Source organism: Pseudomonas sp. H3_E04 (assembly GCF_054668915.1).
Window position 1 is genome coordinate 4,202,736 of sequence record NZ_CP162797.1, and the last position, 14,856, is coordinate 4,217,591.

At 59.6% G+C, this 14,856-nt stretch carries 17 protein-coding genes; 10 read left to right on the forward strand and 7 right to left on the reverse strand.

The window, feature by feature from the left end; translation table 11 throughout:
* Window positions 1-20 precede the first annotated feature (20 nt).
* Window positions 21-401 (forward strand): RidA family protein, encoded by a 381-nt coding sequence (locus AB4N53_RS19090; protein ID WP_460122322.1) that lies wholly within the window; start codon window positions 21-23, stop codon window positions 399-401.
* Window positions 402-466: 65 nt separating this feature from the next.
* The gene (locus AB4N53_RS19095; RefSeq protein ID WP_460122324.1) at window positions 467-1,207 is read left to right on the forward strand and encodes a hypothetical protein; all 741 of its coding nucleotides are present in this window, start codon (window positions 467-469) and stop codon (window positions 1,205-1,207) included.
* 87 nt (window positions 1,208-1,294) lie between these two features.
* Here AB4N53_RS19095 and AB4N53_RS19100 read toward each other — a convergent pair whose 3' ends face one another.
* A complete protein-coding gene (locus AB4N53_RS19100) occupies window positions 1,295-2,149 on the reverse strand; it encodes an SDR family oxidoreductase (RefSeq protein ID WP_460122326.1) in 855 nt (284 codons plus the stop codon).
* Window positions 2,150-2,337: 188 nt separating this feature from the next.
* Here AB4N53_RS19100 and exbB point away from each other — a divergent pair, with 188 nt between their 5' ends.
* From exbB to AB4N53_RS19130, 6 genes are all read left to right on the forward strand, one after another.
* Complete coding sequence (gene exbB / locus AB4N53_RS19105) at window positions 2,338-3,291, forward strand: tonB-system energizer ExbB (RefSeq protein ID WP_041476629.1); 954 nt, start codon at window positions 2,338-2,340, stop codon at window positions 3,289-3,291.
* Window positions 3,292-3,297: 6 nt separating this feature from the next.
* Window positions 3,298-3,726, forward strand: a complete 429-nt coding sequence (gene exbD, locus AB4N53_RS19110; RefSeq protein ID WP_016772535.1) for a TonB system transport protein ExbD — start codon at window positions 3,298-3,300, stop codon at window positions 3,724-3,726.
* The gene (locus AB4N53_RS19115; protein ID WP_129997943.1) at window positions 3,723-4,469 is read left to right on the forward strand and encodes a TonB family protein; all 747 of its coding nucleotides are present in this window, start codon (window positions 3,723-3,725) and stop codon (window positions 4,467-4,469) included. Before exbD ends, AB4N53_RS19115 begins: the two co-directional genes overlap by 4 nt.
* A 263-nt stretch (window positions 4,470-4,732) precedes the next feature.
* Entirely contained in the window at window positions 4,733-5,662 is a 930-nt protein-coding gene (locus tag AB4N53_RS19120) for a hydrogen peroxide-inducible genes activator (protein WP_016772533.1), read from the forward strand.
* Between the two features lie 9 nt (window positions 5,663-5,671).
* Window positions 5,672-7,747 (forward strand): ATP-dependent DNA helicase RecG, encoded by a 2,076-nt coding sequence (gene recG / locus AB4N53_RS19125; RefSeq protein ID WP_460122329.1) that lies wholly within the window; start codon window positions 5,672-5,674, stop codon window positions 7,745-7,747.
* A gap of 79 nt (window positions 7,748-7,826) precedes the next feature.
* Window positions 7,827-9,227: an aminoacyl-tRNA deacylase and HDOD domain-containing protein gene (locus AB4N53_RS19130; RefSeq protein ID WP_460122331.1), complete on the forward strand. Its 1,401-nt coding sequence runs from the start codon at window positions 7,827-7,829 to the stop codon at window positions 9,225-9,227.
* A 151-nt stretch (window positions 9,228-9,378) separates the two neighbouring features.
* Here the strand turns inward: AB4N53_RS19130 and AB4N53_RS19135 are convergent, their stop codons facing one another.
* Window positions 9,379-9,762 carry a helicase gene (locus AB4N53_RS19135; RefSeq protein WP_064389575.1) on the reverse strand — a complete coding sequence of 128 codons (384 nt, stop codon included), beginning with the start codon at window positions 9,760-9,762 and terminating at the stop codon, window positions 9,379-9,381.
* A gap of 588 nt (window positions 9,763-10,350) precedes the next feature.
* On the opposite strand from AB4N53_RS19135, the gene AB4N53_RS19140 reads away from it, so the two are divergent.
* Window positions 10,351-10,722, forward strand: coding sequence for a DUF6124 family protein (locus tag AB4N53_RS19140; RefSeq protein WP_460122333.1), 372 nt, complete (start codon window positions 10,351-10,353; stop codon window positions 10,720-10,722).
* A 114-nt stretch (window positions 10,723-10,836) separates the two neighbouring features.
* On the opposite strand, the gene AB4N53_RS19145 is transcribed toward AB4N53_RS19140, so the two are convergent.
* The 5 genes from AB4N53_RS19145 to AB4N53_RS19165 all read right to left on the reverse strand — a co-directional run bounded on the left by AB4N53_RS19145 (window position 10,837) and on the right by AB4N53_RS19165 (window position 14,420).
* Window positions 10,837-10,998 carry a hypothetical protein gene (locus AB4N53_RS19145; RefSeq protein ID WP_208939242.1) on the reverse strand — a complete coding sequence of 54 codons (162 nt, stop codon included), beginning with the start codon at window positions 10,996-10,998 and terminating at the stop codon, window positions 10,837-10,839.
* A 37-nt stretch (window positions 10,999-11,035) separates the two neighbouring features.
* Window positions 11,036-11,671 carry an N-acetyltransferase gene (locus tag AB4N53_RS19150; protein ID WP_460122336.1) on the reverse strand — a complete coding sequence of 212 codons (636 nt, stop codon included), beginning with the start codon at window positions 11,669-11,671 and terminating at the stop codon, window positions 11,036-11,038.
* A 199-nt stretch (window positions 11,672-11,870) separates the two neighbouring features.
* Window positions 11,871-12,458: a lysozyme inhibitor LprI family protein gene (locus AB4N53_RS19155; protein ID WP_460122338.1), complete on the reverse strand. Its 588-nt coding sequence runs from the start codon at window positions 12,456-12,458 to the stop codon at window positions 11,871-11,873.
* 4 nt (window positions 12,459-12,462) lie between these two features.
* Complete coding sequence (locus tag AB4N53_RS19160) at window positions 12,463-12,918, reverse strand: cell division protein (RefSeq protein ID WP_460122340.1); 456 nt, start codon at window positions 12,916-12,918, stop codon at window positions 12,463-12,465.
* A 137-nt stretch (window positions 12,919-13,055) separates the two neighbouring features.
* Window positions 13,056-14,420 (reverse strand): lysozyme inhibitor LprI family protein, encoded by a 1,365-nt coding sequence (locus AB4N53_RS19165; RefSeq protein ID WP_460122342.1) that lies wholly within the window; start codon window positions 14,418-14,420, stop codon window positions 13,056-13,058.
* A gap of 11 nt (window positions 14,421-14,431) precedes the next feature.
* Here AB4N53_RS19165 and AB4N53_RS19170 point away from each other — a divergent pair, with 11 nt between their 5' ends.
* Window positions 14,432-14,704: a hypothetical protein gene (locus AB4N53_RS19170; RefSeq protein ID WP_460122344.1), complete on the forward strand. Its 273-nt coding sequence runs from the start codon at window positions 14,432-14,434 to the stop codon at window positions 14,702-14,704.
* The last annotated feature ends 152 nt before the right edge of the window (window positions 14,705-14,856 follow it).

Consider the following 14,856-nt stretch of genomic DNA (forward strand, 5'->3'; position numbering starts at 1 on the left):
CCTATTACAAGGAGTCCTACATGACCAAAACCGTCATCACCAGCGACAAGGCCCCGGCCGCCATCGGCACTTACTCCCAGGCGATCAAGGCAGGCAACACCGTTTACATGTCGGGCCAGATCCCGCTGGACCCGAAAACCATGGAACTGGTCGAAGGCTTCGAAGCCCAGACCGTCCAGGTCTTCGAGAACCTCAAAGCCGTGGCCGAAGCCGTCGGCGGTTCGTTCAAGGACATCGTCAAACTGAACATTTTCCTCACCGACCTGAGCCACTTCGCCAAGGTCAACGAGATCATGGGCAAGTACTTCGACCAGCCATACCCTGCCCGCGCCGCCATTGGCGTGGCGGCCCTGCCGAAGGGTGCGCAGGTTGAAATGGATGCCATTCTGGTCATCGAGTGATGCGCACGGCGCGGCCTCCACGCCGCGCCGACTGCTGCAAGAAAAGGTTTTGAAAGGATTCCACCATGCGCAAAGCGCTAGCTCTCTCGCTGCTCGCCCTGTTTCTCGGCGGCTGCGCCAGCGACCCTGCCGACCGTGACATCAGCGGCACCTGGATCAATCAGGTGGCGATCGATGCCGCCGCCAAGGGCGGCCCCCTGCGTGAAGCGCTGCAGGCTTACGGCCCGAATCTGGAATGGGACGTCAACACCAAGGCCGGTCAGGCCCGCTACACCAACGGTTTTGAGAATGTCGAAGGACGGCTGCTGGGCGAAGAGTCCGGCGCCTGGAAAGTCGACTTCTATGGCAGCTCCGCCAGCGAACTGAAACGCGACGGTGGACGCCTGCAGCAAGCTGCCAGCGACAACGAACCCGAACAAGTTTTCGATCGCGCACAGATCCCGGTGCCGGAAGGCGCGCCAATCGGTGCCAGCTTCGAACGTGCGTTGTATTCGGCGTATCTGGGCGGCAACTGGACCATCGCCAGCGGTCAGGGTGAAGGCGGCACGGTGCAGTTCCAGGCCGACGGCCAAGTGACCGGCCTGCCGGGCGTTGATCGTTATGCCTTGTGCTTGGCGGGCGATTGCGCATCGATGAGCAATGGCAACGACAGCATTTGGCTGCAACTCAATGGCCAGGGCAACAACTGGATCTTTGTGCGCAAGGGCAAGGAGCTGGAGATTCTGCAGGCAGTGAACGCTGCGCTGGCGGATGAGCAACCGCAGTTTACCGCGGGTGAGCGCAAGTGGTTGCTGGAAAAACAGTAACCCGCTGAAAAGATCGCAGCCTTCGGCAGCTCCTACTCTGGAATGCATTTTCCTGTAGGAGCTGCCGAAGGCTGCGATCTTTTGCTTTTAGCGACCTTCAAGGATCGCTGCATAGCCTTCGCGGTAACTCGAATACTTCGGCACCCACCCCAACGCTTTCGCCCGCGCATTGCTGCAACGCTTGCTGCCGGTGCGGCGCACACTGGCGTCTTCCGCCCATTCAGTCACACCCAGATATTCGCGCAACCAGCCCACCACTTCGGCCAACGGCGCTGGCGCGTCATCCACGCCGATATAGAGCTGGTCCAGCTTGACGCCCTCGCGGTCTTTTTCCAGCAGAAATGCCAGCAACCCGGCCGCATCATCGGCATGAATCCGATTGCCATACAGCGGCGGCTCGACTGCCACGCGATAGCCGCGACGCACCTGGGTCAGCAGCCACTCGCGACCCGGGCCGTAGATCCCGGTCAGGCGCAGCACGCTTGCCGGGATGCCGCTCTTGAGCGCGACCTGCTCGGCTTCGAGCATCAAGCGACCCGAATATCCGGCCGCGACAGTCTCGGAGGTTTCATCCACCCACGCCCCGTCCTGCTGGCCGTACACGCTGCTGCTGGACACGAAGATCAGCCGCCCGGGCACTTGCCCATAGTCACCCAGCCAGCTCAGCACATTCTGCAAACCCTGCACGTAGGCCTGGCGATAGCCCTCTTCATCGTGGTCGGTGGCAGCCGCGCAATACACCAGATAATCCACGGCACCCACCGGCCAGGTCGCCGGGCACTCTTCGTTGAACAAGTCGCCGGCGACGCCGATGACGCCCTCCGGCAATTTGGAAACGTCCCGGCGCAAGCCATGAACCTGCCAGCCAGCCGCCAGCAGTTGCATGGCCAGACGGCTGCCGACATCACCACAACCGGCAATCAAAACAGAAGGCGCGGACATCAGAAAACTCCCATCGGAAAGGCACAGACTAGCTCTGGCACAGGACGAACGGCTAGCAATGCAGGAAAAAAAGATACTCTATTACTTTTGTTAACAAGAATTACTTGCAATAATGCACGCCACTTTTGTTCTCGGCCTCACGAGGCCTGGAAGAGCAACAACGTTTTTCTATCTCAGGTCCGGCCAGCATGACACGTAATCAAACTCCCGCTTCGCCAACCACTCGACCTCGCGCCTGGAGCGCCGTCGCGGCTCTGTTGCTCAGCCTGATGCTGGCACCGACCGCGGCCTTCGCCGACGCTCAAGCGCCAGCCACCCCAGCCGCCACCGAGCAGAGCGCACCCGCTGCCGCACCGGCTGCACCGGCCGCCACCGATCCAGTGCAGGCTGTCGATGCGGCCGACGCACCTGAAGCCCTCGAAGCCGACAACACCTTGGGCATGGCCCACGACCTGTCGCCATGGGGCATGTACCAGAACGCCGACATCATCGTGAAAATCGTGATGATCGGTCTGGCCATCGCTTCGATCATCACCTGGACCATCTGGATCGCCAAAGGCTTCGAGCTGATGGGCGCCAAGCGTCGTCTGCGGGGCGAAATCGCCGCACTGAAGAAAGCCACCACGCTCAAGGAAGCCAGCGCCACTGCCGGCAAGGAAGGCACTCTTGCCAACCTGCTGGTGCATGACGCGCTCGAAGAGATGCGCCTGTCAGTCAACAGCCGCGAGAAAGAAGGCATCAAGGAACGCGTCAGCTTCCGCCTCGAGCGCCTCGTTGCTGCCTGCGGCCGCAACATGAGCAGCGGCACCGGCGTGCTCGCCACCATCGGTTCGACTGCACCGTTCGTAGGTCTGTTCGGTACCGTGTGGGGCATCATGAACTCGTTCATCGGCATCGCCAAAACTCAGACCACCAACCTCGCCGTTGTCGCGCCGGGTATCGCTGAAGCACTGCTGGCCACTGCACTGGGTCTGGTTGCGGCGATTCCTGCGGTGGTGATCTACAACGTCTTCGCCCGTTCCATCGCCGGTTACAAGGCTCAGGTCTCCGATGCCTCGGCAGAAGTCCTGCTGCTGGTCAGCCGCGATCTCGACCACCAGCCTGAGCGCAGCTCGCAGCCGCACATGGTTAAAGTGGGGTAATCGGCCATGGGCCTGCATTTGAAAGAAGGCGCAGACGACGATCTGGCCGAGAACCACGAAATCAACGTCACGCCGTTCATCGACGTGATGCTGGTGCTGTTGATCATCTTCATGGTGGCCGCGCCGTTGGCCACTGTGGACATCAAAGTCGACCTGCCCGCCTCGACCGCCAAACCGGCGCCGCGGCCAGAGAAACCGGTGTTCCTCAGTGTCAAAGCTGACCAGCGCCTGTTCCTCGGTGACGACGAAGTGAAAGCCGAAACCCTCGGCGCCACCCTCGACGCCAAGACCCAGGGCAAGAAAGACACCACCATCTTCTTCCAGGCTGACAAAGGCGTGGATTACGGCGACCTGATGAGCGTGATGGACAGCCTGCGCGCCGCCGGTTACCTGAAGGTCGGTCTGGTCGGTCTTGAGACGGCAGCCAAGAAATGATCACGACGCGCCATAAGCTGACGCGTTACAGCGGTAGCCTGGCCGTGGTGCTGGGCGTGCATGCGCTGGCCATCGCGCTGGCGCTGAACTGGACCGCCCGCCCGCCCATCGAATTGCCGCCGCAGGCAATGATGGTCGAGCTGGCTCCATTGCCTGCCCCGCCACCGCCGGCTCCGCCGAAAGTCGTCACACCGCCGCAGCCACCGGCTCCGGTGGAAGAGCTGCCGATTCCGAAACTGGCTGAAGCACCAAAAGCGGAAATCGCGGTACCGAAACCCAAGCCGAAGCCCAAGCCAAAACCGCCGAAGCCGGTCGAGAAGAAGCTGCCTGATCCGCCGAAGGAAAAACCTTCAGAGGAGAAACCGGCCGATACTCAACCGACTCAGGCGCCAACGGAGAAATCCGCCCAGCCTGCACCGGGTCCTTCGCCGGCTCAGTTGGCGGCCAAGGCCAGTTGGCAAGGCACCCTGCTCGCGCATTTGCAGAAGTACAAGAAGTATCCGCAGAGCGCTCAGGCACGGGGCAAGGAAGGCTTGAATCGTCTGCGCTTCGTGGTTGATGGCGAAGGTAATGTGCTGTCGTTCGAACTGGTCGGCCGCTCCGGCAACGCTGATCTGGACCGGGCCACCCTGGACATGATCCGCCGCGCGCAACCGCTGCCAAAGCCGCCGGCCGACATGCTCAACAACGGCTCGATCGAAATTGTTGCACCGTTTGTTTATTCGCTCGAACGCCGCCGTTAGATATACCGCAACCTGTGGGAGCGAGCCTGCTCGCGAAGAGGTCGTGTCAGTCAGCACATTTGTTGCCTGAACCACCGCTTTCGCGAGCAGGCTCGCTCCCACAGGGTTCAGCGTAAACAGGGAGAGGCACCGAAAGGTGCCTTTTGCGTATCTGCCAGCGGCAAACCGACCTCGACCGGTGTCGCACTCAGCCCGCAGTCTGATAACGTGCGTCTATCGATTGCAGCCGGTATGCTTGGCGCGCATCTTCATGGACGCTTGCTATGACCCTCACAGAATTACGCTACATCGTCACCCTCGCCCAAGAGCAGCATTTCGGCCATGCCGCCGAGCGTTGCCACGTCAGTCAGCCGACGCTGTCGGTGGGCGTGAAAAAACTTGAAGACGAACTCGGTGTGCTGATTTTCGAGCGCAGCAAAAGCGCCGTGCGCCTGACCCCGGTCGGCGAAGGCATCGTCGCCCAGGCGCAAAAAGTCCTGGAACAGGCCCAAGGCATTCGCGAACTGGCCCAGGCCGGCAAGAACCAGCTGACCGCGCCGCTGAAAGTCGGCGCCATCTACACCGTCGGCCCGTACCTGTTCCCGCATCTGATTCCACAACTGCACCGGGTCGCCCCGCAGATGCCGTTGTACATCGAAGAAAACTTCACCCACGTGCTGCGCGACAAACTGCGCAACGGCGAGCTCGACGCGATCATCATTGCCCTGCCGTTCAACGAAGCCGACGTGCTGACCCTGCCGCTGTACGACGAGCCGTTCTACGTCCTGATGCCGGCCCAGCACCCGTGGACCAAGAAAGAGTCCATCGACGCCGGCCTGCTCAACGACAAGAGCCTGCTGCTGCTCGGTGAGGGCCACTGTTTCCGCGATCAAGTGCTCGAGGCCTGCCCGACCCTGACCAAGGGCAACGACGGCGCCAAGCACACCACGGTCGAGTCCAGCTCGCTGGAAACCATTCGCCACATGGTCGCGTCCGGCCTGGGTATTTCGATCCTGCCGTTGTCGGCAGTGGACAGCCATCACTACGCCCCGGGCGTAATTGAAGTGCGCCCGCTCACCGCGCCAGTGCCGTTCCGCACCGTGGCGATTGCCTGGCGCGCCAGCTTCCCACGGCCGAAAGCCATCGAGATTCTCGCCGACTCCATTCGCCTGTGCTCGGTGGCCAAGCCAACGGCGCCGGTTACGGCCGGTTAAGCGAGCGTCATGACGGAGCTGTCGCAAGTGTCGGTGACGGCACTCAAGGGTGTCGGCGAGTCCATGGCCGAGAAACTGGCCAAGGTCGGCCTGGAGAATCTGCAGGACGTGCTGTTTCACCTGCCGCTGCGCTATCAGGACCGCACCCGCGTAGTGCCGATCGGCGCGCTGCGGCCGGGGCAGGACGCCGTGGTCGAAGGCACCGTCAGCGGTGCCGACGTGGTCATGGGTCGCCGCCGCAGTCTGGTCGTGCGCTTGCAGGACGGCACCGGCGGCCTGAGCCTGCGCTTCTACCATTTCAGCAATGCGCAGAAAGAAGGCCTCAAGCGTGGCACGCGGGTTCGCTGCTACGGCGAAGCCCGGCCCGGCGCCTCAGGCCTGGAAATCTACCACCCGGAATACCGCGCGATCACCGGCGACGAACCGCCCCCAGTGGACGAAACCCTGACCCCGGTCTATCCGCTCACCGAAGGCCTGACCCAACAGCGCCTGCGCCAGCTGTGCATGCAGACCCTGACGCTGCTCAAACCGAGCACGTTGCCCGACTGGCTGCCGACCGAACTGGCCCGCGACTATCAACTGGCGCCGCTGGCCGATGCGATCCGCTACCTGCACAACCCGCCCGCTGATGCCGATGTCGACGAACTCGCCCTCGGTCATCACTGGGCGCAGCATCGTCTGGCGTTCGAAGAGTTGCTCACCCATCAACTGTCGCAGCAGCGTTTGCGTGAAAGCATGCGTTCACTGCGCGCGCCGGCGATGCCGAAAGCCACAAAGCTGCCACCGAAATACCTGAAAAACCTCGGCTTCAACCCGACCGGCGCGCAACAGCGCGTCGGCAACGAAATCGCCTACGACCTCAGTCAGCACGAACCGATGCTACGGCTGATTCAGGGTGACGTCGGCGCGGGCAAAACCGTGGTTGCGGCCCTCGCCGCCCTGCAAGCGCTGGAGGCCGGTTACCAGGTTGCATTGATGGCGCCGACCGAGATCCTCGCCGAACAGCACTTCATCACCTTCAAGCGCTGGCTCGAGCCGCTGGGCATTGAGGTCGCATGGTTGGCCGGCAAGCTCAAAGGCAAAAACCGCGTTGCCGCGCTGGAGCAGATCTCCAGCGGCACGCCGATGGTGGTCGGCACCCACGCGCTGTTTCAGGACGAAGTGCAATTCAAGAATCTCGCGCTGGTGATCATCGACGAACAGCACCGCTTCGGCGTGCAGCAGCGTCTGGCGTTGCGGCAGAAAGGCGTCGGCGGGCGCATGTGTCCGCATCAACTGATCATGACCGCCACGCCGATTCCACGGACGCTGGCGATGAGTGCCTACGCCGACCTCGACACCTCGATCCTCGACGAACTGCCGCCCGGGCGTACCCCGGTCAACACCGTGCTGGTCACCGACACCCGCCGCGTCGAAGTCATCGAACGGGTGCGTAGTGCTTGTGCCGAAGGGCGGCAGGCCTATTGGGTGTGCACGCTGATTGAAGAATCCGAAGAGCTGACCTGCCAAGCCGCCGAAACCACGTTTGAAGACCTCACCGCCGCCCTCGGCGAATTGAAAGTCGGGCTGATTCACGGGCGCATGAAGCCGGTCGAGAAAGCCGCAGTGATGGCTGAGTTCAAGGCCGGCAACCTGCAACTGCTGGTCGCCACCACCGTGATCGAAGTCGGCGTCGATGTACCCAACGCCAGCCTGATGATCATCGAAAACCCCGAGCGCCTCGGTCTCGCACAGTTGCACCAGTTGCGTGGTCGCGTCGGCCGGGGCAGCGCCGCCAGCCATTGCGTACTGCTCTACCATCCGCCGCTGTCGCAGATCGGTCGCCAGCGCCTGGGCATCATGCGCGAGACCAACGACGGTTTCGTCATCGCCGAAAAAGACCTCGAATTGCGCGGCCCCGGGGAAATGCTCGGCACCCGCCAGACCGGCCTGCTGCAATTCAAGGTCGCCGACCTGATGCGCGACGCCGACCTGCTGCCCGCCGTGCGCGATGCTGCCCAGGCTTTGCTGGAGCGCTGGCCGACTCACGTCAGCCCATTGCTCGACCGTTGGCTGCGCCATGGGCAGCAATACGGCCAAGTGTGAGCACCGTCGCAGTTTGTGCAGGATCGTTCCTACAGAGCTGGTTATACTCCTGCCATTGTTTCAAAAACGGATACAGACCATGACCGAAGCTGCTCTCGTCCCCGAATCTCCGCAAGCTCCGTCTGTTATTCGGCTGCTGCTCAACAAGCTGGGCGTTGCCTACGAAGAAGTGCTCGACCACCACGGCCTCAATGCCTCGCGCAAAGTGCAGGCCGTGTTGCTGGACGACGCCGTGGGCGCGTTGATGGTGCTGTTTCCACAGAGCCAGTTGCTGGATCTCAATCGCCTCGCCGAACTCACTGGCCGCCGCCTCACAGCCGTGTCCACCGAGCGCCTGGAAAAGATGCTGGGCAAACACAATCTGAGCCTGCTGCCGGGCCTGCCGGCGCTGACCAGTTCGCCGTGCCTCTACGAAGAAAGCCTGCTGCGCGAGCCGAAGTTGCTGATCAACTCCGGCGAGCCGGGCCTGCTGCTGGAAATCAGCAGCGAAGACTTCAAATCGATGCTGACCAAAGCCAGCGCTGCCAACTTCGGCGAAGCCCTGAGCAGTATCCGCCCGAACCTCGACCGCCCGGACGATGACCGCGAGGAAATCACCCAGGCCGTGCAGGCGTTCACCGCGCGGCGCATTCAGCAACGTCTGGAAGCGACCATCGAAATTCCGCCGCTGGCCGAAACCGCGCAAAAAATCATCAAGCTGCGCGTTGATCCGAACGCCACCATCGACGACATTACCGGCGTGGTCGAAACCGACCCGGCACTGGCGGCACAAGTGGTGAGCTGGGCAGCGTCGCCGTACTACGCTTCGCCGGGCAAAATTCGTTCGGTGGAAGACGCGATCGTCCGCGTGCTGGGCTTCGATCTGGTGATCAACCTGGCGCTGGGCCTGGCCCTCGGCAAGACCCTGAGCCTGCCGAAAGACCACCCGCAACACACCACACCGTACTGGCAACAGTCGATCTACACTGCCGCCGTCATCGAAGGCCTGACCCGCGCCATGCCGCGCGCCCAGCGCCCGGAAGCCGGCCTGACCTACCTCGCGGGTCTGCTGCACAACTTCGGCTATCTGCTGCTGGCCCACGTGTTCCCGCCGCACTTCTCGCTGATCTGCCGCCACCTGGAGGTCAACCCGCACCTGTGCCACAGCTACATCGAGCAACATTTGCTCGGTATCAGCCGCGAACAGATCGGCTCGTGGCTGATGCGCTACTGGGACATGCCCGATGAGCTGGCCACCGCCCTGCGCTTCCAGCACGACCCAAGCTACGACGGCGCCTACGCCGAATACCCGAACCTCGTCTGCCTGGCCGTGCGCCTGCTGCGTGGGCGTGGCATCGGCTCCGGGCCGGATGAAGACATTCCGGATGCCCTGCTTGAGCGTGTCGGCCTGACCCGCGACAAAGCCAACGACGTCGTTAGCAAAGTGCTTGAGGCTGAAGTGCTGCTGCGTGAACTGGCCTCGCAGTTCAGCCAGGGCTAAAACAGAACAGGCCCGCTCCCCAGGATTTACACAAATCCCTGTGGGAGCGAGCCTGCTCGCGAAGAATCCAACTCGGTCTACCAGACCGCCCCTGATCGTTCCCACGCTCCGCGTGGGAATGCATCCCGTGACGCTCCGCGTCACCAAAGGCTCAAGCCTTAGGCTTAGCCTTCCTCGGCACCAAGTACTTCATCAACCCCTGAAACCACATCACCAGCGCCGGATTACCCTTCAGCTGGATCGACTTGTCCTGAATCCCCTGCATAAACGCCAACTGCTTGTTCTTCGCCTGCATCGTGGCAAAGCCATAACCGGCATCTTTAAACGCAATCGCAAACGCCGGCTCCGCCACCACGCCAGACTTGCTGGTGATGCGCTGATTCTTCACCACAAAATGCCGCGCCACTTTCCCATCCAGCGTCTGCAGCTGAAACACCAGATCCTTGTCACCCAACTGCTGCTGGAACGCAGGATTAGTCCGACTGGCCTTACCCATCAACAAACCCATCATCCACAGAAGAAAACGAAATTTCATGCGCACAGCCTCAAAAGGAAAATGAACGGCGGGGGCAGTGTAAGGGATTCGGACGATAACGCCAGTATCTGACGCTGTTGAAGGATTATGTAGGCGATTTCCTGCACGATGACCGCCAAGTCACGATTCAGCGCTCGCCCATTGATCCTTCCCCCGCTCCGCGTGGGCATGTATCCCGAGACGCTCCGCGTCTCACCACTCACCTTTCCTACACCTGTTGAAACACATCCCTGTAGGAGCTGGCGAAGCCGGCGATCTTTTGATCTTCCGGCCCGCGAATCTATGGGAAATCTCCTGCAAAGTGCGGGGCTGTGCGTGAACTAGGCGAGTTGGTGCGGTGGGGATAGGCTCTGTGGGTCGCCGCAAAATCGGCGACTCGGACGTGCAAGTCCGGTTCAGGTGCACAATCGCTAGTGGCATTTCGCCGAGTGTTTTCCTATGCTCGCGAATCGTTATGGCGGCTGTGCGTCGGAGACCTTCGGGTCTGCCGGCCACCTGGACCGGTCTTGCACACCAACGCACAGCTGCCACCTATTCGAAGTGCGAAGCGAATTGGTGTCAGCCTCATAAATTCCAGGAAGCTGCGCCATGATCAAACCAACCCCCAATCCCCCCGAAACCCCAGATATATCGCCCTACGAATCTCTCGAATCAAAGAAATTCCACGAAGCCGCCGAACGCGCCCTCGACCACCACTTCAAACCGCCCGCCGAACCCCACCCCAAACGCGAAACCGGCCTCTTCAAACTCTCCCCCGGCACCGACGCCGAAGCCCTCATGGCCAACGCCTCCGAAGACCTCCTGTCCATCAGCGTCATCGCCTGCGACCTCGCCGACGACCTCCACGGCTCCCGCCGCTCGGTGGCGCTGGCCCTGAGCAGAATGGCGGACGGGGTGCGATTGATGGTGGAAGGGACGCTGGATCATATTGAGGTTAAGAGCGCGGCGGCGAAGCCGTAGCGGGATTGATGGTTGAAAAAAGGGGACGTTAAGTCCTCTTTCAACAATGTCGGTAAAAATCCAGACATAAAAAAGCTGCCAACGAGGGCAGCTTTTTTAAGATTCTCGAAAGCTTCAACCGGCAAGTCGACCGACAGGCTCAAAATCACTGCCTTTTGACAGGGCAGCATCCAGAAAGCGGCTGCGCTTACCGGAGCGTTTGGCCAAGACTTCACGAGCTTCAGCCTGGAACCGGGCAGCCATCAAAGGCTTGGGTTCGTGTTTGGACTTTTTCATGGAAACCTCTCGGGTCTCGAAATTTGACTGGATAGTATTACCGCTCAACCGCAATAACAAGCCGGCCCGTCGGATCAAAGCCAAACCCTAAATTCTCGTATATGGGTATAGCACCGACTGCCGGCTCTTGAACTTCAATTTCTGTACAGCCAATCAAGAGAGCGTAGTTTTCAATCGCGGTTAATGCCAAAGCAGCCACTGTGCCCCGCAACGGATGGGATCTTTCCGGCTTGCCCTCCAGAATCACGATCTTGATGCATAGTTTGCTCTTGCGCGGTGACGCATAACACAGCCCACACAATTCGTGGTTGAACCAAAGCGAGAGATCAAAGCCACGAGTGTCAGTCTGTTTCCATTGATGCACATCGTGCCACGGGTACAGCGTAGCCTCATCACCCCAAAGATCCGCAGCGTCGATGGCAACGGGAGTAATAGGCTCATACCGGATTTGAGTAGTTTCGATACCTCGGCCTTTGAGATTCTGGCTTTCACGCGCCATATCTTCCGCAGCCTTGCGCGCCTCAGATCGCCAGATCTGATAGCGATACCCGTTACCTCGAATTTTGGACATGGACAACCACTGGCAATCTTCAAAGGCCATGAGGGTAGCGATGTTTCCAAGCTCCTGAACATAAACAGAAATAACCTGACACTGATTACTTGGCCCGAGCATTCCGCAGCCTTCAAGCCTCAACCGCCGACGCAGTCGCTCATCGGCAGGACGTAAAAGGCTATTGAAGGAACGCTTGACCCCGCTGAAGTACCGCACATGGCAACCGCTTTAGCTGTGTAGAAACTTCACTATGGGCAGTCATTGGTACTAGCAGAAGAGCAGAGATAAATGCAGGCGACAACTTCAAACGAAAATTCATTTAACGATTCATAGGTAACTGAAAGCGCATCCGCACCCTGCAATTCTCAAAATCCTCACGGAACAAACGCTCGCTCAATTTGCAGTGCCCATCCGCGTATTGCTTCCAAAGCGGATCATCGAGCTCTTCCCCTCCCAGCAGCTCAATTGAGGTCGTTACATTTCTCTCACGATCCCTCCCCGCAATCGCGGATGCCGCTTTGTAAAAACCGTCTAGTGGTAAGCCCGTCTGTAGGGAAATCAATTCACCCAAACGGGCATTGGTCGTTTGCACGAGGCACCCGAGCTTCTCGATTGGCGCCTCAGCGCCCGGCAACGCGGCTTGATAAAGCTCTTCGCAAAACGACTCTTTGAAGCGCACCCAGTTCTTTTGCACATCTCTCAGATGGCTTTGCTCCGCAGGAGCCAGAGTCGACAGCGCTTTTTTGTATTGTTCGTTCAAGACACCATCGACTTTCTTGAAGGTTTGCTGGCCGCAGGTGATCAAGTCCGGGTTGGACAAACTGTCTGGGTTGCACGCTTCTCCAGCAAACAATGCGGATGAAGCAGCAGAGAGCAAGCAACCGAGAAGAATCGAAAATACTTTCACGCTGTTACTCCTTCCCTTGACGGTCATGTCTGTACAGCCAAAACAGCGGCGGCAACAACACCAACAGCGCAAAACCATCGAGCCACACGTGCGACCAGACCTGCTGTTGCGCCGAGAGCCACATATCCTGCGGCGCCCATAACAGGATGCCCGCGATCAACCAACCCCAGACTGCCGCGACTTTCAAGCGATTGCCCAGGTGCACCAGCGCGAACATGTACAGCGAATAACTTTGCAACGTCGCGCCGAACAGCGCGAGCCACCAGACCTGTTGATCGTGTCCGGCCGCTGGTACCGCATCGGCACCCCAGAACGACAGTTCGAGGACTTGCAGGTAGCCATCGAGCAAGCCGGAGTCACCGGCCCAGGTCAGGGTAAGACCGGCGAGGATATGCGTGATCGCAGCGGCATATAGCCAAAGCACCAACGCTGGGCGAAGCGAGGAAGAAGAGGCTGGCATTCCGTGTCCTGAGCGTTCCTTGGGGGTGGGGAGTTTAAAGGAAAATCGGGGTCGTCAGATGCTCAAGCATTAAACGTTTTAGCGTGAGGAATTCAGAAAAAACTTGTGCAAAACCGCCTCAAACAGGCCCTCGACATTCAAATGCAGTGGGTGGCTTTGACCGGCGCCGTGGCTGACGATCCCAATCGCCCCACGTTGAAGAGGCCCAACTGATCACCTTTGTCAGCCGCCATTTGATAACAGGCTAACGCTCGAGACATATCCTTCGTTCCCCACTCGCCTGCTTCAAAGGTAGAAGCCAGATAATTCATCGCGTCTGTGGAGCCCATGGTAATCGCTCGAATAACCTGCTCTTCTGCCTGTTTGGGATGAAGGCAAGGGCCGTTATAGTCGGAGGAGTTTCCCGAACAAAGAAACGTTGCATAGCCCAGCGCACCCTTTGGTATTTTCGAAGCCGCCTTGAACAAAGCCTCAACTTTAGGGGTTTCCAACTGAGATGCCATTTGCGAAAGACTCAGGCTCGCCGCCGACAGGCTCGCCTGTGCATCACCCGACTCTGCAGCACACACAAAATTTTCCAGCGACGCTTCAATCAACTCCGCAGTCAGCCGGTATTGCTCAAGAGACCCCAGCCCACCCAACGCTTCTGCACGCTGATAACAAAAGTTTTCGGCGCGGCTCATTCCCGGGTTATCCGTTGCGACAAGATCCTTCTCGCTGACCGACCAATCCTCAATCCCCTCAAGCACCCAGCACGCCTGACGAGAGAAGTTGAAGATCTTGATATTGCTGTTGCCGGCCCTTTTATCCACAACGTTGACGCGACTGTCATCGACCTCTTCGATCTCGACTCCAAGTGTCTTGCCGGGTGTGATTGCAGCCATCAGCGGATAGGTGAAGGCTGTTCCACTGACACCCGAGGTCGAAGGCTCAAAGGTACTTCGATCCTTCCCCGCTACCGATTTCAACACCAGCGACTTGACCGTCATTGCAGTCAGACGGCGTTGCAATTCACTGTTGGCGGAAAACGCTGTCAGGAAAGGAGCGAACTCTTCCGAGGGGCAAGCGTCATTGGTCGGTGCCGTCGAAGCGCTCTTGTCGAATGCAAGAGCAGGGGCGATCTTCTCCAGATACGCCGAGCGCTCGCGACTCATTCTGGCGATGCACGAGTTAACCGCGAACACATGAGCCGGCATCCCCGCCTCGATCTCGAACGCCTCCAAGGGGCAGTTCGCATCTCGCAACTTCAACCACGCACGTTGCGACTCTTTGACCTTCGCTGCGTACTCCGCACCCAATGCCGGATCTGCTCGATAGTCAGACTCAAGCCGCGTCATCAACTGCTTGTAGCTGAGGTTCAACTGCGCATCGGCAGCCTTCTTCGCCGCCTCCGAGCAGGGGACCATTTGCAGGCTTGAGGTGACATGGCTGCAGTCGTCCTGCGCATAGGCCGCTGAAGCCGGCAGTAGCACGGCCAGCAGGGTAAAAGCAAAACGTTTCACGGTGTTCATCCTTGAGTCATTCAGATTTTGCGTTTGGTGAATCGGGTGATGCATTGATCTGGTCCGTTCATGCCCCAGTAAGTGCTGAGCAACGTCTTAGGTTTTTTGTCGACGCGCAGGTTAACGAAGCCATCGCCGCAGTCCGGCTGCAACTCTTCAAACGTGCCGGATTTGGGGCTGATTTCGTGTCGACACCGTTGACGGGACTCAATGTGGTGGTTTCAGCTAACGCAGGCATCGTCCAAGTCAGACCGATTAGTGATGCCGCTAAAGGGTTGAACTGAATTTACCCGCCCTACTCCCACCTGCGCCCGGAATCCCAGGAGTGCAAACGGGTCGTTGCAACATCAGGGATAGTCGATGGCGACAAGGCAGGAAATGAACACGCTGGAGAAAGGGGAGGGGCGGATTTAGCCAGAGGCCCATCCTTCACCTT

Coding starts and splice junctions, on each gene's coding strand:
- AB4N53_RS19150 (WP_460122336.1), bottom strand. CDS start 11,671: ATGCTCGGGCCAAGTAATCAGTGTCAGGTTATTTCTGTTTATGTTCAG.
- AB4N53_RS19160 (WP_460122340.1), bottom strand. CDS start 12,918: ATGCCAGCCTCTTCTTCCTCGCTTCGCCCAGCGTTGGTGCTTTGGCTA.
- AB4N53_RS19140 (WP_460122333.1), top strand. CDS start 10,351: ATGATCAAACCAACCCCCAATCCCCCCGAAACCCCAGATATATCGCCC.
- recG (WP_460122329.1), top strand. CDS start 5,672: ATGACGGAGCTGTCGCAAGTGTCGGTGACGGCACTCAAGGGTGTCGGC.
- exbB (WP_041476629.1), top strand. CDS start 2,338: ATGACACGTAATCAAACTCCCGCTTCGCCAACCACTCGACCTCGCGCC.
- AB4N53_RS19135 (WP_064389575.1), bottom strand. CDS start 9,762: ATGAAATTTCGTTTTCTTCTGTGGATGATGGGTTTGTTGATGGGTAAG.
- AB4N53_RS19090 (WP_460122322.1), top strand. CDS start 21: ATGACCAAAACCGTCATCACCAGCGACAAGGCCCCGGCCGCCATCGGC.
- exbD (WP_016772535.1), top strand. CDS start 3,298: ATGGGCCTGCATTTGAAAGAAGGCGCAGACGACGATCTGGCCGAGAAC.
- AB4N53_RS19145 (WP_208939242.1), bottom strand. CDS start 10,998: ATGAAAAAGTCCAAACACGAACCCAAGCCTTTGATGGCTGCCCGGTTC.
- AB4N53_RS19095 (WP_460122324.1), top strand. CDS start 467: ATGCGCAAAGCGCTAGCTCTCTCGCTGCTCGCCCTGTTTCTCGGCGGC.
- AB4N53_RS19100 (WP_460122326.1), bottom strand. CDS start 2,149: ATGTCCGCGCCTTCTGTTTTGATTGCCGGTTGTGGTGATGTCGGCAGC.
- AB4N53_RS19115 (WP_129997943.1), top strand. CDS start 3,723: ATGATCACGACGCGCCATAAGCTGACGCGTTACAGCGGTAGCCTGGCC.
- AB4N53_RS19130 (WP_460122331.1), top strand. CDS start 7,827: ATGACCGAAGCTGCTCTCGTCCCCGAATCTCCGCAAGCTCCGTCTGTT.
- AB4N53_RS19120 (WP_016772533.1), top strand. CDS start 4,733: ATGACCCTCACAGAATTACGCTACATCGTCACCCTCGCCCAAGAGCAG.